The sequence below is a fragment of the Variovorax sp. dw_308 genome (assembly GCF_019207085.1).
Taxonomy (GTDB): domain Bacteria; phylum Pseudomonadota; class Gammaproteobacteria; order Burkholderiales; family Burkholderiaceae_C; genus Variovorax.
Genome location: NZ_JAATOM010000003.1, coordinates 196,240 through 215,111, shown reverse-complemented (window position 1 = coordinate 215,111; position 18,872 = coordinate 196,240). Strand labels below are relative to the sequence as shown.

Annotated in this window: 18 protein-coding genes; 8 read left to right on the top strand and 10 right to left on the bottom strand. The window is 65.0% G+C overall.

Annotation, left to right across the window (positions count from 1 at the left end; genetic code table 11):
- Positions 1-110 precede the first annotated feature (110 nt).
- The 9 genes from HCU76_RS07415 to bfr form a co-directional block, all read right to left on the bottom strand.
- Entirely contained in the window at positions 111-383 is a 273-nt protein-coding gene (locus HCU76_RS07415) for a bacterioferritin-associated ferredoxin (RefSeq protein ID WP_213956375.1), read from the bottom strand.
- A 127-nt stretch (positions 384-510) separates the two neighbouring features.
- Entirely contained in the window at positions 511-1,191 is a 681-nt protein-coding gene (locus HCU76_RS07410; RefSeq protein WP_213956376.1) for a Fe2+-dependent dioxygenase, read from the bottom strand.
- A 91-nt stretch (positions 1,192-1,282) separates the two neighbouring features.
- Complete coding sequence (locus tag HCU76_RS07405; RefSeq protein WP_218508889.1) at positions 1,283-3,655, bottom strand: catecholate siderophore receptor Fiu; 2,373 nt, start codon at positions 3,653-3,655, stop codon at positions 1,283-1,285.
- Between the two features lie 228 nt (positions 3,656-3,883).
- Complete coding sequence (locus tag HCU76_RS07400) at positions 3,884-5,248, bottom strand: sulfite reductase subunit alpha (RefSeq protein WP_213956378.1); 1,365 nt, start codon at positions 5,246-5,248, stop codon at positions 3,884-3,886.
- A gap of 19 nt (positions 5,249-5,267) precedes the next feature.
- A complete protein-coding gene (locus HCU76_RS07395) occupies positions 5,268-6,167 on the bottom strand; it encodes an FAD:protein FMN transferase (RefSeq protein WP_256354070.1) in 900 nt (299 codons plus the stop codon).
- A gap of 110 nt (positions 6,168-6,277) precedes the next feature.
- Complete coding sequence (locus tag HCU76_RS07390) at positions 6,278-7,072, bottom strand: DUF4198 domain-containing protein (RefSeq protein WP_213956380.1); 795 nt, start codon at positions 7,070-7,072, stop codon at positions 6,278-6,280.
- Between the two features lie 26 nt (positions 7,073-7,098).
- The gene (locus HCU76_RS07385) at positions 7,099-7,623 is read right to left on the bottom strand and encodes a DUF2271 domain-containing protein (RefSeq protein ID WP_213956381.1); all 525 of its coding nucleotides are present in this window, start codon (positions 7,621-7,623) and stop codon (positions 7,099-7,101) included.
- A gap of 28 nt (positions 7,624-7,651) precedes the next feature.
- Entirely contained in the window at positions 7,652-8,296 is a 645-nt protein-coding gene (locus HCU76_RS07380; RefSeq protein WP_213956382.1) for a PepSY-associated TM helix domain-containing protein, read from the bottom strand.
- A 147-nt stretch (positions 8,297-8,443) separates the two neighbouring features.
- Positions 8,444-8,920: a bacterioferritin gene (gene bfr / locus HCU76_RS07375; protein ID WP_213956383.1), complete on the bottom strand. Its 477-nt coding sequence runs from the start codon at positions 8,918-8,920 to the stop codon at positions 8,444-8,446.
- Between the two features lie 243 nt (positions 8,921-9,163).
- On the opposite strand from bfr, the gene ahpC reads away from it, so the two are divergent.
- The 8 genes from ahpC (at position 9,164) to HCU76_RS07335 (ending at position 17,888) form a co-directional block, all read left to right on the top strand.
- Positions 9,164-9,736, top strand: coding sequence for an alkyl hydroperoxide reductase subunit C (ahpC, locus tag HCU76_RS07370; protein ID WP_213956384.1), 573 nt, complete (start codon positions 9,164-9,166; stop codon positions 9,734-9,736).
- 82 nt (positions 9,737-9,818) lie between these two features.
- Complete coding sequence (gene ahpF, locus HCU76_RS07365) at positions 9,819-11,420, top strand: alkyl hydroperoxide reductase subunit F (protein WP_213956385.1); 1,602 nt, start codon at positions 9,819-9,821, stop codon at positions 11,418-11,420.
- A 167-nt stretch (positions 11,421-11,587) separates the two neighbouring features.
- The gene (locus HCU76_RS07360) at positions 11,588-13,762 is read left to right on the top strand and encodes a TonB-dependent hemoglobin/transferrin/lactoferrin family receptor (protein ID WP_256354069.1); all 2,175 of its coding nucleotides are present in this window, start codon (positions 11,588-11,590) and stop codon (positions 13,760-13,762) included.
- Positions 13,763-13,788: 26 nt separating this feature from the next.
- Positions 13,789-14,838 carry a hemin-degrading factor gene (locus HCU76_RS07355; protein ID WP_213956387.1) on the top strand — a complete coding sequence of 350 codons (1,050 nt, stop codon included), beginning with the start codon at positions 13,789-13,791 and terminating at the stop codon, positions 14,836-14,838.
- Positions 14,835-15,212: a VOC family protein gene (locus HCU76_RS07350; RefSeq protein WP_213956388.1), complete on the top strand. Its 378-nt coding sequence runs from the start codon at positions 14,835-14,837 to the stop codon at positions 15,210-15,212. Before HCU76_RS07355 ends, HCU76_RS07350 begins: the two co-directional genes overlap by 4 nt.
- Positions 15,209-16,078, top strand: a complete 870-nt coding sequence (locus HCU76_RS07345) for a hemin ABC transporter substrate-binding protein (RefSeq protein ID WP_213956389.1) — start codon at positions 15,209-15,211, stop codon at positions 16,076-16,078. Before HCU76_RS07350 ends, HCU76_RS07345 begins: the two co-directional genes overlap by 4 nt.
- A complete protein-coding gene (locus HCU76_RS07340; RefSeq protein WP_213956390.1) occupies positions 16,075-17,112 on the top strand; it encodes an iron ABC transporter permease in 1,038 nt (345 codons plus the stop codon). Before HCU76_RS07345 ends, HCU76_RS07340 begins: the two co-directional genes overlap by 4 nt.
- Positions 17,109-17,888 (top strand): heme ABC transporter ATP-binding protein, encoded by a 780-nt coding sequence (locus HCU76_RS07335; protein WP_213956391.1) that lies wholly within the window; start codon positions 17,109-17,111, stop codon positions 17,886-17,888. The genes HCU76_RS07340 and HCU76_RS07335 overlap by 4 nt, the downstream gene beginning before the upstream one ends.
- Positions 17,889-17,942: 54 nt before the next feature.
- Here the strand turns inward: HCU76_RS07335 and HCU76_RS07330 are convergent, their stop codons facing one another.
- Positions 17,943-18,764 (bottom strand): pyruvate, water dikinase regulatory protein, encoded by an 822-nt coding sequence (locus HCU76_RS07330; RefSeq protein WP_213956392.1) that lies wholly within the window; start codon positions 18,762-18,764, stop codon positions 17,943-17,945.
- Positions 18,765-18,872 lie beyond the last annotated feature (108 nt).

The following is an 18,872-nucleotide window of genomic DNA, read 5'->3' as shown; positions in this document are numbered from 1 at the left end:
TCAGACACGTTCGATCTTTTCGACAAGATGGGCCGCGTGATGCGCCCGGATGCAGCAAACGAACCGCTAGGTTTTTCGAAGAATCCACCAGGCCGAGCCGGCCACGAAAATCAGGCTGCCGCCGAGTGTTGCGAAGAGTTCCATGACTTGCTGCCCTTGATGGAGTTGGCAAGCTGGATCACTTGTGCCTCGTCGCCGCGATGAATCGCGGCAACCGGATGCGAGGCGCTGCACTGCGCGACCAGATCGCGCGCACATCCTTCGCACTGGCCACATTGGGTGGCCACGCCAAGTTCGAATTGCACTTCGTCGAAAGTCATGCCGGCTCGCGCATGACGCGCGATTTCTCGGTCGGACACTCGGCGGCAGACACAGACGATCATGGCGAAGAGGCAGCGGTTGGCTGGCTGTTGGTGAAGACCTGATTATAAATACGAATCTCTCGCATTTGCAATAACTATGCGATTGGCGGGGTCGGGCCGGGCCTTCCGCGAGGCGCAACCACACGCTTCAGACTTCCGACCAGAGCCTCAGCAGGTTGTGGTAGTGGCCGGTCAGGGCGACCGTCTCATCGCATTCGCCGATGCGCGCGCGCAGCTTCTGGATCTGCTGGTCGAGCTCGAACAGCATGGCGCGCTGGTGGTTCTCGCGCACCATGCTTTGCACCCAGAAGAACGAGCACACCCGCGCACCCTGCGTCACCGGCTGGACGCGGTGCAGGCTGGTCGAGGGGTACACGATGAGGTCGCCTGCGGGCAGCTTGACCTCGTGCGTGCCGTAGGTGTCGACCACTTCGAGTTCGCCGCCTTCGTATTCCTCGGGTTCGCTGAGGAAAAGGGTGCAGGACAAGTCGGTGCGCAACTGCTCGCCGGTGCCGGGCACGGAGCGCACCGCGCCGTCCACGTGCAGGCCGTAGTGCTCGCCGCTTTCATAGCGGTTGAACAGCGGCGGCACGAAGCGCAGTGGCAGTGCAGCGGAGAAGAAGAGCTGGTTGCGCGACAGGGCCGTTAGCACGCTCTTGCCCAACTCGCGGCTCACGGAAGAGTGTTCCGGCAACTGGCGATTGCGCTTGACCCTCGCACCTTGCTCGCCGACGGTTTGCCGGCCGTCGACCCAATCGGTGGCCTGGAGCGCGGTGCGCAGGCCACGCACCTGCTCCGGCGTGAGCACATCCGGGACATGAAGCATCATTTTTCGGGGTACCTCACAAGAAGAAAAGGCCCCGGCGGTGAAGCCGGGGCCCGAGTGTCGCACCGCGTCCAGCGCAGTGCGTTGTGATAGATCAGAACGTGAAGTTGGCCATGATCCGGCCCGAGCGCGGCGTACCCGGCAGGTAGCGGTAGCCGCTCTTGTTGATGGCCCCGACGTATTCCTTGTCGGCCAGGTTGTAGACGTTCAGCTGAATGTCGACGTTCTTGTTGATGCGATACGACGCCATCGCGTCGAACACCCAGTAGGCGTCGACGTAGGCCGGTGTGCCGACGGCAGCGTCATAGCCGCGCGTGAGCTTGCCGTTGTAGCGCGCGCCGCCGCCGATCGTCAGGCCGAACGGAAACACGTAGGTGGTCCAGGCGCTGAATGCGTTCTTCGGCGTGTAGGCCACCACCGCGATGGTGTCCGCCACGTTGGTGGTGCCATCGACCTTCGTGTCCTGCGTGGTGAATCCGGCGCTCACGCCCCACGCATTGGTGATGGCGCCGGCCACGCCCAGTTCAATGCCCTGGACGCGCTTCTTGCCGGTCTGGTAGTAGACGGTCGGGTTGGTCGCGTCCTGCACCACTTCGTTCTTCACGTTGGTGCGATAGAGCGCGGCCGTCAGCGAGAGCTTGTTGTTCAGGATGTCCCACTTGGTGCCGACTTCATAGGTCTCCGCTTCTTGTGGCTTGAAGTCGGTGCGTGCGGCGCTGTTGCCCGTGCCGCTCGCTGCCAGGGCGAAGTTGGAGCCACCCGGGGGCTGGGCGCCGTTGCTGTAGCCGGCGTAGATGCTGCCGTTGGGGGCTGGCTTGTAGACCAGGCCGAGCTTGCCGGTAAGCAGGTTGTCCGACGTATTCAGGCTGGTCGGGACCAGCGTGCCCACGGGCAGCGACGGGAAGGTCGTTGCCGTCGAGAGCGTCCTCGCGTCGAAGTCGGTCTTGTAGTGCTCGTAGCGCAGCCCGCCGGTGAGCGACCATTGCTCGTTGAACTTCATGGTGTCGAACACGTAGCCGGCGACCGTCGTGGTCGTGCCGTCGCTGTCGGCGCCGCTGCGAAGGCGGTTGTAGCCTGTCACGTACGGCTGGGGCGCATAGAGGTTGGCGGCTGGCCAGAACCCGTTGTTGACGGGGCGGCCGTTGAACGTGGCGTTCGGGCCGAAATAGCCGAGCGCTTGCTGCTCCTCGCGCATCAGTTCGAGGCCGACGTTCATCGTGTGCGAGAACGAACCCGTGTTGAACCTGGTGCTGACGTTGGTCTGGTTGACCAGGATCGTGTTTTCCTGGTTCTTGTTGGTGGGCAGGTTCCGGGTGACGGTCCAGCCCAGGGGGTTGGCCGGATTCGGCGTGGCCAGGAAGCCGGTGGTCGGCAGCGGCGGAGGCAGCCCGTTGGCCGCGAGGCCACCTGCCTGGAACGAGGTCAGCATGTAATCCTGCGTCGTCTTGCCGTAGCGCGTGGTGTTGCGCAGCTTCGTGTCGGGCGTGAAGTCGTGTTCCACGCGTGCCGTGAACATGTCCGACTTCACCTTGTCAAAGTCGGAACTGGTGCCGTAGAAGTTGCTGGAGTCGACCGGCTGCGCGTAGTTCAGGAAAGTGCGGCGACGCGCTCCGAGCGACAGCGGATCGGGGTTGGTGTAGCCGGGCAGGCCGACGGTGGGAACGCCGCCGTCCGGGATGTTGTTCTGGTCGATGTGGACGTAGTCGAGGTACACGCGCGTCGGCGAGTTCAGGCCGAATGCCAGCGAGGGCGCAATGCCCCAGCGCTTGTTCTTGACGAAGTCGCGGCCGGCCACGTCGGTGTCCTCGGCGACCGCGTTCAGGCGGAAGGCGGCGCCGATGCCGTTCTCTCCGCTCAGCGACTTGTTCCAGTCGACGTTGCCGCGCTTGTAGTTGGCGCTGCCGAAGCCCAGCGAGCCGTAGAAGCTGTCTTGTGTTTGCGGCTTCTTGGTGATCATGTTGATGTAGCCGGTCGGCGCGGTGCGGCCGATGTCGACGCCAGCCGCACCCTTGACCACTTCGACCTGCTCGATGTTGAAGGTGTCGCGGGACACGGTGCCCAGATCGCGGATGCCGTCGACGAAGATGCTGCTGGAGGTGTCGAAGCCACGCAGGTAGATCGAGTCGCCGGTGCTGGTGTTGCCGTTCTCACCGAGGTAGAACGCGCCTGCGCCGGGGGTGTTGCGCAGTGCTTCGGTGAGCGTCGTGGCGCCTTGCTCGCGAAGGATCTGCTCCTTGATCACCTGCACGGTCTGTGGCGTGTCGACCAGGGGCGCGGTGAACTTGGGGTTGGCGGAGGTGTCGGCCTTGTAGTCGACAACTGGGCCCTGGACCTGGATTTCCTTGAGGGTGCCGGTCGTCTGGGCGACTGCCGGCGAGGCAAACGCGACGAGAGTGGCTGCAGCGACGCTGCCAAAGGGGGGAACGGCACGCGCAACCGCGTGCTTGCGACTCTTGATGTACGCCATGAGAGAACTCCGGAATGAAGATGGGAAATCGTCTCGACTGGCGGGTCTGGCATTGCGCGGCCAAGGGCAGCAAGCAGATTGGCTGGGTCAGAGGGGCTGAAGCGCCCGAGGCCAAATGATAACCAATCGCATTCAGATTTTGTTCATCTAGTAGCAACTATTTCTGCGAAATGGCTCGCGCGTTGCATGACAGACACAATGCGTTAACCGGGAGGGTCCAGCGCGGAGTCAGTAGATGTCGCGTCGATAGCGTGCGGCTGCCACCATCGCTGCGAAGCGGTTCGTGCCGGCCACCTGACGCAGTGCGGCGTCGACATCGGTGGCCATGCCTTGCAGGCTGCCGCAGACGTAGATGGCGGCGCCGCGGTCGAGCCAGGCGTTGAGTTCATCCGCCGCCTCGAGCAGGCGGTGCTGCACGTAGTGCCGTTGGGGCTGGTCGCGGGAGAAAACCATGTCGAGCCGACGCAGCAGGCCTGCCGAGTGCCATGCCTCGATCTCGTGGCGGCACAGCCAGTCGTGCTCGGCGTTGCGCTCGCCGAAAAGCAGCCAGTTGTCGCCACACCCTGCCGCAGCGCGGGCGCGCAGATGGCTGCGCAGGCCTGCCAGGCCGGTGCCGTTGCCGATCAGCACCAAGGGACGCGCCACGTTATCGCCCAGCTGGAAGCTCGGATGAGGCTTGATTCGCAAGGACACCTGGCCTCCTGGCGCCAGCGTGTCGGTGAGCCAGCCCGAGGCAAGGCCCAGCCGGCCGTCGGCGCGCATTTCCTGGCGGACCAGCAATTCGATCGCGCCGTCCTCGGGAATCGAGGCGATCGAATATTCGCGCGGACGCGTCGGGTCGCCAGGCACTTCGATTTGCACCAGGTCGCCGGATTGCCACACGGGTGGATTGCCCTGTGGCGGTGCGAGCACCAGGCGATGGATCGACGTGCCGACGCTGCCCGGGTTGAGCAGTTCGCGCTCTGACAATCGCCACTGCGTGAAAGGCTGCTGGCTTTCCCCTTGATCGTCTTCCGCGAGCCCGAGCCGGGTGTTCCATTGCATCAGCGCCGCAGGATCGGCGTTGTCGACTTCGACGCATGCGAATTCGCGCTTCGCGCCCCTCGCGTGGAGCCATTCGTCGAGTTGCCGGCCGAAGCCGCAGAAGTTCTGATACTGCCGGTCCCCCAACGCCAGCACGGCATAGCGCAGGGAGGGCAGCGAGGGCAGGGCGCCAATGCCCGCCATGATCTTCTCGACGAAGAGGCTCGCGCCGTCGGGCGCATCGCCTTCGCCATAGGTGCTGGCCACGAACAAGGCGCGTGGTGCGGATCGCAACATGTCGGCATCGAGGGCATTGAGGGCCAACACGCGCACGGGTGTGCCAAGCGCATGCAAGCCCCTGGCGGTTTGCCACGCGAGGGCTTCGGCCTGGCCGGTCTGCGTGCCGAACAGCACCAGGGCGGGTGTTGCGCCGTTGCCCGCCAGTGCGCGGGCGGCTGCCCGGTCTGAGGCATGCCGGCGTTGCTCGCGCCACCAGATCGCGCCGCACAACGCTGCGTAGGCGAGCACGGTGCCGGCCGCCGCGGCGCCGCGAAGGGCATCGATGGTCATGGACGGTCCTGCGCTGCGCTCATTTCCAGGCCCGGGAAGTGTGTGCGGCCAAGCCGCCGGGTTCGCGCACAAGGAACAGGGCGGCGACTTTATGCGCGTCCGCAAAGGCAAGTCCATCGACGGGGCCGAGGACGGTGAGCACGGTGGCCAGCGCATCCGCATGCATGCATTCGGCGTGCATCACGGTCACGGAGGACAGCGCGTGACCTATCGGTTCGCCGGATCGCGGATCGATGGCGTGCGACCAGCGGCGACCGGCTTGTTCCCGGTGGTGCCAGCGGTCGCCCGATGTCGCGATGGCCATGTCGGCGAGGGCGATGGCCTGTGATGGCGCAGTGCCTTGTTCGGGCGCGGCGAGCTGAACAGACCATGGCCGGCCGCCAGGCCGGCGGCCAACGCCGCGCAGTTCTCCGCCGACTTCGACCAGGAAGTCCTTCAAGCCCAGCGCCTGCAGCCCGTCGACCATGTGGTCGACCGCGAACCCCTTGGCGATGCCGGAGAAATCCAGCGTGAGTCCGCCCGGCTGCGACAAGGTTCGGCCCTGTGCATTGAAGGAAAGACGGCGCCAGCCACAACGTGCCCGGGCCGCGTCTACGGCTTGGCGCGTGGGCGCCGGGGCGTCGGGGCTGGCATCGGGGCCGAATCCCCAGAGGGCCACCAGCGGCCCCACGGTCGGGTCCAGCGCGCCGCCGCTGGCTTCCGCCCAGTGCAGCGCACAGGCCAGCACGGTGGCGAACTCGGGCGCCAGCGCATGCACGCTGCCGGCGCGCGCGCGGCCATACAGGCTCAGGTCCGAATCGTGTTCCCAGTGACTCATCTGGTCGACCACCCGTCCGAGCGCGGCCTCGGCCGTCGCCCGCACCATGTCGAGCGCGAGCATGCGCGGATTGTCGAAACGCAGCGACCAGGTCGTGCCCATGCTGCGACCGGCCAGGGAATGCAGCGTGGCCGGGTCGGCCTGGCGTGGCGTGACCGCACCGGCGTTCGCGTAGCCGCCCGCGCGCCAGGTCGCAAAGGAAGGTCGCGGATTCAGGGCATCACTTCCAGCGTGGCCGCATAGCTCAGGCGGCGTTCCTTGGCTTGCGGCACCGAGGTCTTGTTGTCGCGCGTGTTGACGTCGAGCCAGTACATGCCGGCGGTCGGCCATGTCACGCTGAACTGGCCCTTGCCGTCGGTCTTGATCTTCAGGTCTTCGAGCTTGTCCCGGTATTGCGTGTTGCCCGCGGTCACGGTCACGTCGAGGTCCTTGGCCGGCTGGCCATCCAGATGGATCGTGAAGGTCGATTTTTCGCCCTTGACCAGGTCGGTCGGTGCAGCTGTCGAGATCAGTTCCAGGCCCTGGCCGATCGGCTTGAGCGGCGAGGGCTTGCCCACCGTGATGAAGGTCTCGATGCGGCCCATCGATTGCGTGATGTTCACTTCTTGCGCATCGGCCGGTATCTCCTTGCCGATGGATTCGGCCGTGCCGCGTGCGCGCTTCTGCTGGCCCGTGGCCTTGTCTTTCCACGCCGCGAACACGCCGGTGTTGAGCACGGCGATGCGGTAGGTGCCCGGCTGCGAGGCGTTCACGTCGAAAACGTTGCGTTGCTTCAGCTTGGCTTCGGACTCGGGCTTGAGGGCGCTGCCGTCGGGTGCGGTGATCTGCAAGCCTTCGAGGCGCAGCGGGTTGTGGTTGGCGACGAACAGGTCGTTCGACACAGCCGCATCGATCGTCACGATGTCGCCCTTCGACAGCACGGTGGTCGACGGCAAGAGCCAGGCGTTGTGCGCCTGGGCGGTGCCCAGTGCGGCGGTAAGTGCGATGGCAAGCAGGGAAGTCTTCATGGTGGCTCCTTTGGAAGGGTGCGCTGTCAGGGTTTGAGTTCGAGCTTGATGCCGCCGAGTTCGTCCTTGCCAGTGGCGGCGAGCGGCTGCGCCGACGTGGGCGGCCATTGGAAGGGGATGCTCACGACCTCGCGGCCGCCTTGTTCGCGCGCGGCCTCGACCACGAACTTGTAGGCGCCCGGCGCCAGCTTGGGCAAGGCGGCCGAGCCTTCGCTGGCGTTGATCTGGTGCGTGCCGGCGGGCTTGGTCGCACCGGTGATGCCATCGACCGGCACCGCCAGTTCACGCCCGCCCCGCCGCCACCACTGGCGCAGGTCCTTCAGCCACTTGGTGCCTTCGCCTTCGGGGTTGTTGGTCTTGACGCGGATGTCGTACCAGACGCTGAGCGTTGCGGCGACGGTGTTGTCGGCTCGTTCGATCCAGGCGGCGACATAGGGCCGGTGGTACTCGGCCACGTTCAGGCGCGGCACCTCGATGCTGGCGCCGAGCCCAGCCGCGAACGCCGGAGCGCCGAACAGTGCGCCGAGCGCGAGGGAATAACGGACTTTCACGAAGCAACCTCGTTTCTCTGGAATAAAGTCAATGGATCAGGAGGAGCGCGAGCAGCATCGGGATCACCAACCCCATCCCGACCATGGGCCAGGTGAAGGGGCGATTGCCGGCGTGCATCTTCAGGATGAACAACCCGGTGATGGAGAAGACCAGCGTGGCCGCCGCGAAGATGTCGATGAACCAGCTCCAGGCCACGCCGGTGTTGCGGCCCTTGTGCAGGTCATTGAAGTAGGAAAGCCAGCCGCGGTCAGTGCGCTCGTACTCGACCTCGCCATCTCCCAGGTTGAGGCGCAACCAGGCGTCGCCGCCGGGGCGGGGGAGGGAGAGATAGATCTCGTCGTCCGACCACTCGGCCTGCTTGTCGGCGGTGTCGATGGCCCAGCGCTCGTGAAGCCAGCTCTGCAGGTCGGGTGGCAATGGGGCCTTGCCTTTGGCGCGCTGCTTGACCTGCTCCAGTTGTGCTTCAAGCGTGGCGAGCAGCGGCGCCTCGACGGTGCCGCGCTGCGTCTGGACGATGGGCCTGGCCTCGATTTGCGCCGAATGATTCAGCGTGAATCCGGTGATGCCGAAGAGCAGGAGGCCGATCAGGCAGACCGCAGAACTGACCCAGTGCCACTCGTGCAAGGTCTTCAGCCAATAGGCTCGGCGGCGGTTGTCAGGAGGGCCACTCATCTCGTGGTGCGGGGTCGAATCAGCATGGAAATGCCGGCGATTCTAGCCACACAGATGAGAATGAATGTTATTTACACGTAAAGTCCGGGCATGAAAAAGGGGCCGAAGCCCCTTGGTAGTCCAGCCTCTTGCGGGGCGGGCTGTAGTTCAGCTCGCTTCGCCCATCTGGCTCTGCAGGTAGTTCTGCAAGCCGACCTTTCCCACCAGGTCGATCTGGGTTTCGAGGAAGTCGATGTGCTCCTCGGTATCGTCCAGGATCTTTTGCAGGAGGTCGCGCGATACGTAGTCACGCACCGACTCGCAATGCGCGATGCCGGCCTTGATGGTGGCTTGTGCACCGGTCTCGCTCTTCAGGTCGCAGTCCAGGATTTCCGGCACGTCTTCGCCCACGTTCAGCTTGCCGAGGTCCTGCAGGTTGGGCAGGCCATCGAGCATGAAGATGCGGTCCATGAGCCAATCGGCATGCTTCATTTCGCCGATCGATTCTTCGTATTCTTTCTTGGCCAGCTTGTCCAGGCCCCAGTGCTTCAGCATTCGGTAGTGCAGGAAGTACTGGTTGATGGCGGTCAGCTCGTTCTTGAGCTGCGCTTGCAGGTGTTCGATGACTTGAGGGTCGCCCTTCATGGTGTTTTTCCTTCTTGTAGAACCCGGGATTGTGCGAGTTTGTTCACACTGCATGCAAGGTGCGTTCCACAAGGCCCCGTGTTGACACTCTGCATGCGTTTGATCGTGATAGGCGTTCGCATTGGCGTCTCATAGTTGAGACGGCAGCGCTTAATAGTTAGGACCTATCAAAATGCGAAAGTGAATTGGGTATACTCATGGCTCACCCTTTTCATTCACGTCTCTCGATCAAGGATTCCAGGCATGTCTCTTATCAACACCGAAATCATTCCCTTCAAGGCGACCGCTTATCACAACGGCAAGTTCGTGCCGGTGAGCAACGAAAACTTCAAGGGCAAGTGGTCGGTCGTGGTGTTCTATCCGGCGGACTTCACTTTCGTCTGCCCGACCGAACTGGGTGACCTGGCCGACAACTACGCTGAATTCCAGAAGCTGGGCGTCGAGATCTATGGCGTGTCGACCGACACCCACTTCACGCACAAGGCCTGGCACGACACGTCGGACACGATCCGCAAGGTGCAATACCCGCTGGTCGGCGACCCGAGCGGCCAACTGGCTCGCGCCTTCCAGGTGATGATCGAAGAAGGCGAAGACGCCGGCCTCGCCTATCGCGGCACCTTCGTGATCGACCCCGAAGGCAAGATCAAGACCGTTGAAGTGCACGACAACGGCATCGGCCGTGACGCCGCCGAACTGCTGCGGCGCGTGAAGGCTGCCCAATACGTTGCGGCCCACCCCGGCGAAGTCTGCCCGGCCAAGTGGACGGAAGGCGCCGAAACGCTGAAGCCTTCGTTCGACCTCGTCGGCAAGATCTAACTCGCCTCTGCGACGAAGCCCGGGCGCTCGACTGGCCCCCGGGCTTTTTTGTTCCCAATCAATCCTTGAAAGTGAATTCTTCATGCTCGACGCAGCCACCAAAGCCCAGCTCAAAAGCTATCTCGAACGCGCCACGCAGCCGATCGAAATCGTCGCCTCGCTCGACGACGGCAAGGCGTCGGCGGATGTGCTGTCGCTGCTGAAGGACGTCGCTGAAGTCTCGCCGCTGGTCAAGCTGACCGAAAGCCGCGACGACGACCATCGCAAGCCCTCGTTCTCGATCAATCGTCCGAGCGAGAACCACGGCCCGCGTTTTGCCGGCCTGCCGATGGGCCATGAATTCACGTCGCTGATCCTTGCGCTGTTGCAGGTCGGCGGCTATCCCCCCAAGGTCGAGCAGGCCGTGCTCGACCAGATCCGCGCGCTCGATGGTGATTTCGAGTTCGAGATCTATGTTTCGCTGACGTGCCACAACTGCCCGGACGTCGTGCAGGCACTGAACCTGATGGCCGTGCAGAACCCGCGTATTCGCGCCACGATGATCGAAGGCGGCACCTTCCAGCAGGAGGTGAAGGAGCGCCAGGTCATGGCCGTGCCGACCGTGTTCCTCAATGGCACGGAATTCGGCCAGGGTCGCATGAGCCTGGAAGAGATCCTCGCGAAGATCGACACCAGTGGCGTCGAGCGCGAGGCGAAGAAGATCGCCGGCAAGGATCCGTTCGATGTGCTGATCGTGGGCGGTGGGCCCGCCGGTGCGGCCGCAGCGGTGTACGCCGCGCGCAAGGGCATCCGCACCGGTGTCGCATCGGAGCGCTTCGGCGGCCAGGTGCTGGACACCATGGGCATCGAGAACTTCATTTCGATCAAGGAAACCGAAGGACCGAAATTCGCCCATGCCCTGGAAGAGCACGTACGCGACTACGACGTCGACATCATGAATCTGCAACGCGCCAAGGCACTGGTGCCGGGCAAGGAATTCATCGAGGTTCAGCTGGAAAGCGGCGCCTCGCTGAAGAGCAAGTCCATCGTCATCTCGACCGGCGCACGCTGGCGCAACATCAACGTGCCCGGCGAGCACGAGTTCAAGAACAAGGGCGTGGCGTATTGCCCGCATTGCGACGGGCCGTTGTTCAAGGGCAAGCGCGTGGCGGTGATCGGCGGCGGCAACTCGGGCGTCGAGGCGGCCATCGACCTGGCCGGCATCGTCGGCCACGTCACGCTGATCGAGTTCGACACGCAACTGCGTGCCGACGCGGTACTGCAACGCAAGCTCAAGAGCCTGAAGAACGTCGACATCTTCACCAACGCACAGACCACAGAGATCACTGGCGACCAGAAGGTCACTGGCTTGATCTACAAGGACCGCGCGACGAGCGAGCTGAAGACGGTGCCGCTGGAAGGCGTGTTCATCCAGATCGGCCTGGTGCCCAACACCGACTGGCTCAAGGGGACGGTCGAGTTGTCGAAACACGGCGAGATCATCGTGGACGCCAAGGGCCAGACTTCGGTGCCGGGCGTGTTCGCTGCGGGCGACGTGACGACGGTGCCGTTCAAGCAGATCATCATCGCGGCGGGCGAGGGCGCGAAGGCGGCATTGAGTGCGTTCGATCACCTGATCCGCACGTCGGCACCGGCGGAAGAACCCGCGACGGCGAAGGATCTCGCGGTCGAATCAGTTGTCTGAATGAGAACGATTCGCATATAATCTGCGGCCCGGGCACATATCGCCCGGTCCACCGCCAGCCAGTCCCCGGCGCGCACGCGCGCCCGTCCAGCGAGCAGTTTCACGACGACTGTTTCCCTGGACCTTTTGTGCCCACTCACTGCGCCCCTGTATTCCGTCTCCGCCCCTTGACCCTGCTGATCGCCTGCGCTTACGCCGTGGGCGCCTCGGCCCAAGACAGCCCGCGCACGTCCGTGCTCAAGGAGGTCGTCGTCACCGCGACGCGCTCCGAGCAGAACAAGGACGACCTGCCCGCGACCATCGAGGTGATCGATCGCAAGACCATCGAGTCGGAGCAGATCAACGACATCCGCGATGCGGTGCGCGACGTGCCGAACGTGTCGGTCAAGCGCGCACCGGCCCGCTTTGGACTCGCGCTCGGCAACACGGGGCGCGACGGCAATGCCGGCTTCAACATCCGCGGGCTCGACGGCAACCGTGTGCTGCTGCTGACCGATGGCGTGCGCACGCCGCGCAGCTATGTGTTCAGCGCCAACGCCTTCGGGCGCGACTATTTCGACGTCAACCTGATCGAGCGCATCGAGATCGTCAAGGGCACGGTGTCGGTGCTCTATGGCTCCGACGGCCTGGCGGGACTGGTCAACTTCATCACGCGGGAACCGGCCTCGTACTTGCGCGACGGCAAGACCTTCGGCGGCAGCGCCAGCATTGCGTACAGCGGTGATGACGACGGCTGGAACACCGGCGTGACCTTGGCGGGCAAGCCAAGCGAGACAGTGCAATGGTTGCTTTCTGCAAGCGTCGGCCGCACGAATGAACTCGAGAACATGGGCCAGAACTACTCGGCCAACACCGACCGCACGGCCCCCAATCCGGAGCGCGACAAGAACCAGGGCCTGCTGGCCAAGGTCATCCTCACGCCAAATGCCGCCCAGCGCCACACCTTCACGCTGGAGCACGTCGACAAGACGGCGAAGTACGACCTGCTGTCGGGCCTTTCGAAGCCACCGCTCAATTCGACTTCGGTGATCGGGCTCGACGCCAAGACCGACATGCAGCGTGACCGGCTCACGTGGGACGGCCGCGTGCGCGTCGACACCGCGGTGGCCGACAACCTGCAAGCGGTGGTGAGCTACCAGAAGGCCAAGTCCCGCGAGTACATCTTCGAAAACCGCCTGTCCGCTGCCGACCGCTCGCGCGACGTGACCTTCGACGAAGCCACCTGGCAACTCAACCTGCAAGCCGGCAAGGCGATCCCCATGGCCAACGGCTGGGGTCAGCGCATCACCTACGGCGCCGATTACATCCGCACCGATGTCGAAAACCTGCAGACCGGCCTGACGCCGCCGGCCGGCGAAACCTATCCGCTCAAGCGCTTCCCGGACACCCGCGAGACCAGCGCCGCCCTCTACATCCAGGACGAGTTCATCCACGACCGTTGGAGCATCACGCCCGGCGTGCGCTACGACCGTTTCGACCTCGACGCGGACCAGGCCGGCTTCAACGCCACCGCCGTCTCGCTCAAGGGTTCGGCCGTGTCGCCCAAGCTGGGCGTGCTGTTCCATGCGACGCCGGACCTGGCGCTGTACGGCAACTACGCCTCCGGCTTCAAGGCGCCCAATGCCTTCCAGGTCAACAACTTCTTCGAGAACGTGATCCAGGGCTACAAGACGATTCCCAATCCGAATCTGAAGCCCGAGAAAAGCCAGAACTTCGAACTGGGCCTGCGCGGCCGCACCGGCATCTTCCGCTTCGAGGCCGCCGCCTTCACCGGCGACTACAAGAACCTCGTCGAGAACGACAGGCTGGTCGGCGGCCGCGGCATCCCGCGCATCGATCCGCTGATCTACCAGTCCGTCAACATCGGCCGCGCGCGCATCAGCGGCTTCGAATTGAAGGGCGAGTTCGACTGGCGCGAAGACGGCACCGGCATCTCGATGCCCTTCGCCTACGGGCAGACCAAGGGCACCGATCGCACCAACGGACGGCCGCTCAATTCGGTCGACCCGCAGAAGTTCAACGTCGGCCTCAGGTACACCGCGCCGACCTGGAACGTGCGGCTAGACGCGGTCTACCATGCGGCCAAGAAGCGTTCCGATGTCGACCCGACGGAAGTCGCGACCGGCCTGCAGTTCCTCACGCCATCGGCGACCACGCTGGACCTCAGCGCCCAATGGAGCATCCGAAAGGACTTGCGCCTCAACATGGCCATCGTCAATCTCACGGACGAGAAGTATTGGATGTGGAGCGACGTTCGCGGCGTCACACAGACCTCGCCCATCCGCGACGCCTACACGCAGCCGGGCCGCCATCTCAACGTCACGCTGGTGGCGGACTTTTGATCTTTGAACAACAAAGGAACCACACGATGAACCTGCAAGAGATTCGAGAACGCTTCGCCGTCCTGCGCGCCGAGGGCAAGCGCCACAAGGATGCCGCGGAGGCGATGGGCCTGAGCGAGGGCGCAGCCATCGCGGCCCACGTCGGCGCGCACGAGGCGCCGATCAAGTCCGTGCCCCTGCGAGGCCCCTGGCTGGACCTGTTGCAGGCGCTGGAACTGTGCGGCCCGGTGCTTGCGCTCACGCGCAACGCTTCGACGGTGCATGAGAAGACCGGCGTCTACCAGAACCTCTCGGGCAGCGGCCATGTCGCGCTGGCGCTCGGTGAAGACATCGACCTGCGCATCTTCTTCAATCAATGGCACGCAGGCTTCGCGGTGACCGAGGGTGCGAGCCTGAGCCTGCAGTTCTACAACGCGCATGGCGTTGCGGTGCACAAGGTTTTTGCACGCGATGCCACGGACCGCGATGCGCTGCAATCGGTCATCGACGCGCATGCGGAACCGGGGCAAGACGTCCTGTTCTCTCCCGCGGATCCGAAGCCTGCGCCGCGCGCCGACAGCGCGATCGACGCCGCCGCCCTGGCCGAAGCCTGGGGCGCCATGCAGGACACGCACGAGTTCTTCGGCCTGCTGAACAAGTTCGAGGTCGAACGCCAGCAGAGCTTCCGCCTCACCCAGGGCACGTTCACGCAGCGCGCCGAAAAGACCGCGGTGCGCGACCTGCTCAACGAGGCGGCCTTCGACGGCACGCCGATCATGGTGTTCGTCGGCAGCCCCGGCTGCATCCAGATCCACACCGGCCCCGTCGTGCGCGTGGAGCCGATGGAGATGCGCGGCATGCAGTGGCTCAACGTGCTGGACCCAGGTTTCAACCTGCACATGCGCGAGGACCTGATCGACGCGGTGTGGATCGTCGAGAAGCCGACCAGCGATGGCGTGGTGACTTCCGTGGAGGCCTTCGACCGCGAGGGTGGGTTGATGGCCATGTTCTTCGGTGCGCGCAAGCCGGGCGTGCCGGAGCGCGAGGCCTGGCGCGAGATCGTGCGCAAGCTGCCGCGGATGGAGGTGGTCGCATGACCAATCTCAAGACCGTGGAGATCAAGGCCTTCCTGCCCGCGAAGGACTACGCGCTGTCGCAGCGCTTCTACCAGGACCTGGGCTTCACCATGGCATCGGACGGTGGTGGCGTCTCCTACTTTCACTACGGCAACTCGAGCTTCCTCCTGTGCGAGTTCTACGTGCAAGCGTTTGCAGAGAACCTGTCGATGCACCTGCTGGTGGAAGACGTGCATGCCTGGTTCGAACAGGTGAAGGCCAGTGGCGTGGTCGAGAAGTACGGTGTGCGCCTCACGCCACTCGAAGAGCAGCCGTGGGCCATGATCGACTTCACGTTGGCCGATCCTGCGGGCGTGTGCTGGCGCATCGGCCAGAACATCGATCGAAAAACATGAGGAAGCCGTCGAATCTGCAGCGCCGCGACGTGCTTCGGGGCATCGCCGCATCGGCCGGGCTGCTTGCGCTGCCGGCGCTGGCGCAGGAGAAGATGCCGCGGCTCATCACCATCAGCGGCGCCATCACGGAGGTGGTCTACCTGCTGGGCGCGGAACGCCAGCTGGTCGGCACCGACACCACCAGCCTCTATCCGCAGGCCGCGCAGAAGACGCCCAAGGTCGGGTACATGCGCCAGCTCTCGGCCGAGGGATTGCTGTCGCTCAAGCCCGACGCGGTGATCGCGACGACCGAGTCGGGACCGCCCGTGGTGCTCGACCAGTTGCGCGGTGCCGGCGTCAGGCTGGAACTGGTCGAGGCCGATCACAGCTGGAGCGAGGTGCAACGCAAGGTGCAGGCGGTGGGTCGCGCGGCGGCGCGCGAGGCGCAGGCGCGTGAGCTTCAGGCGGGGCTCGACGGCGAGTGGAGCGAAGTGCAGAAGCGCGTCGCGGCGTCCACGGCGCGCAAGCCACGCGTGCTGTTCGTGTTGTCGCACAGCGCCAGCCCGCAGGTGTCGGGCGAGAAGACGGCAGCCCATGCCGTCATCGGATTCGCCGGTGGCATGAACTGCCTCGGCGGCTTTCAGGGCTACCGCCCGATGACGGCCGAGGCCATGGCCAGCGCGGCGCCCGACATCATCCTCACCAGCACGCAGAGCATCGAGGCGCATGGCGGCATCGACAAGTTCTGGGAGCGCCCCGAACTCGCCTTGACGCCCGCGTTCAGGAAGCGCGCGCTGGTCACTCGGGATGCCTTGCTGCTCCTCGGCTTCGGACCGCGACTGCCCGGGGCCATCGGTGAGTTGCACCAGCGGTTCCTCTCGGTATGAACGCCCGGCTATCGATGCGCGCCGCCATCGTGGGTGGCGGCGTACTGCTGGCAATGTCCGTCGCGCTGGGCGCCGCGTCGGGTGCCTACGCCATCAGCGTCTCGCAGCTCTGGCAAGTGCTCGCCGCAGTCTGGAACGACGCGGCCGACCCGTCGCCCCAGCAGCTGGTCTTCATGAACATCCGGTTGCCGCGGCTGCTTCTCGGCGTGGCCGCGGGTGCGGGCCTGGGCATGTCGGGCGCGCTGATGCAGGGCCTGTTCCGCAATCCGCTGGCCGACCCGGGCCTGATCGGCATCAGCAGCGGCGCGGCGCTGGCCGCCGGCGTGACCATCGTGCTCGGCGCCTGGCTGTGGCCGGTGCTGCCGCGCACGCTGGGGAGCTGGACTCTGGTGACCATGGCATTTGGCGGCGGCTTCCTGGTCACCTTGCTGATCTACAGCCTGTCGCGCAGCGAGGGCGGCACGCGCATGGCGCTGATGCTGCTGGCCGGCATCGCCATCAATGCCCTGGCCGGCGCGGGGCTCGGCCTGTTGAGCGTGATGGGCACCGATGAACAGCTGCGCAGCCTGCAGTTCTGGCTGCTCGGCAGCCTTGGCGGTGCGCGCTGGAGTGCAGTGATCCTCGTGAGCATGGTGGTTCTTGTCGCCTGCGCCTTTGCCTTGACGCTGTCGGCGCCGCTCAACGCCATCGCGCTGGGCGAATCGCAGGCCGCGTTGCTCGGTGTCGACGTCGAGCGCGTGAAGCGGCGCGCCATCGTGGTGACGGCCTTCGCGGTCGGCTCGGTGACGGCGACCACCGGGATCATCGGCTTCATCGGCTTGATCGCGCCGCATTGGGTGCGCATGGTCGCGGGGCCGGACCATCGGGTGGTGCTGCCGGCCTCGAGCCTGCTGGGCGCGGCGCTGGTGCTGGCGGCCGACACGGTGGCGCGCACCTTGATGGCGCCGGCTGAACTGCCGCTCGGCGTGCTGACGGCCTTCATTGGCGTGCCGATTTTCCTGCTGATGCTGCGCCACTTCCGGGATCGCGTATGACCTTGTCGTGTATCGCCGCAAGCGTGCTGATCGGCGCGAAGACCTTGCTCACGGAGTCCACGGTGCACCTGCATCCGGGTCGGGTCACCGCGATCCTCGGGCCGAATGGCGCCGGCAAGTCGACGCTGCTGTCATTGCTCGGCGGCCAGCGCCGGCCGACGCAGGGCGCGGTGCTGCTGGACGACCGGCCGCTGGACGCCTATCCGCCCGCGACGCTGGCCTTGCACCGGGCGCTGATGCCGCAGGAGAGCGCGGTCGCGTTCGACTTCAATGCGCAGGAGATCGTGGCGCTGGGCCGCTTCCCCCACCGACTGAAACCCGGCCGCGACGAAGACCAGATCATCGCCAGCGCAATGTCGCTGACCGACGTCTCGCCGCTGGCGCCGCGCATCCTCAACACGCTCTCGGGCGGCGAGAAGGCGCGCGTTCACATGGCGCGGGCGCTGGCGCAGCTCTGGCATCCGCGGCCCGACAAGGCGACCCGCTGGTTGCTGCTGGACGAACCAACCGCCGCGCTGGACATCGCGCATCAGCATGCCGCGATGCGCCTGCTGCGCGACTGGTCGGCCAAGGGGGTGGGCGTGGTTGCGGTACTGCACGACCTCAACCTGGCACTGCGCTATGCCGACGATGTGGTGGTGGTCCGATCCGGCCATTCCGCGATCCAGGGCGCGGCAGCGGGCGTGTTGCGGCCGGAGTTGATCGAGGAGGTCTGGGGCACCACCTGTCAGCCGGTGGCCGGCCGCGATGGGGCGGTCCAATACCTGTTCGGCTGAATTGCGCGAGTCGATGTGGCCATGCCATCCCGAGTGGGCGGGCATGGACCGGCGCTAGTACGTCAGCCGCTCCGGCCGCAACTCCTGCAGGATCGTCGTCGCGATTTCCTCGATCGACTTGGTCGTGGTCGACAGCCAGCGAATGCCGGCCCGCCGCATCATCGCCTCCGCCTCGGAGATCTCGTGCCGGCAGTTCTCGATGCTCGCGTAGCGCGAATTCGGCCGCCGCTCATTGCGGATCTGCGCCAGGCGCTCGGCCTGGATCGTGAGCCCGAAGATCTTCTTCTTGTGCGGCAGCAGGGCCGGTGGCAACTGCCGCCGGTCGAAGTCTTCCGGAATCAACGGGTAGTTGGCCGCCTTCAGCCCGTGCTGCATGGCCAGGTACAGCGAGGTCGGCGTCTTGCCGCTGCGACTCACGCCGACCAGGATCACGTCGGCGCCATCGAGGTCGCGATTGCTCTGCCCGTCGTCGTGCTGCAGGCTGAAGTCGATGGCCGCGATGCGCGCGTCGTATTCCTTGCTCTTGCTCACGTCGCTGAAGCGGCCGATGCGGTGGTTCGACTTCATCGCCAGTTCGATCTCGAGCGGCCGCACGAAGGTGCCGAACATGTCGAGCAGCATGCCCTTGCAGCCAGTCTCGATCACTTCGAGCACATCCATGTTGGCCAGGGTGGTGAATACGATGGGCCGCTGCCCCTCGATCTCGGCCGTGTGGTTGATGCGCCTGACGGCCTGGTGCGCCTTGTCGACCGTGTCGGTAAAAGGCAGTCGAACGTGGCGAGGCGTCAATTCGAACTGCGCCAGGACCGCGTTGCCGAAGGTCTCTGCGGTGATGCCCGTGCCGTCCGAAACAAAGAAAACTGTGCGAGTGTGCATGTTGGGTTGCCTTTGCTTGCGGCGCGCAGAAACGGTGCGGCGCCTACAATTCGGGCCAATTATGGGGAATCCGTTTCCCCCTGCCTCATTTCTCCCCATGCTCTCCGC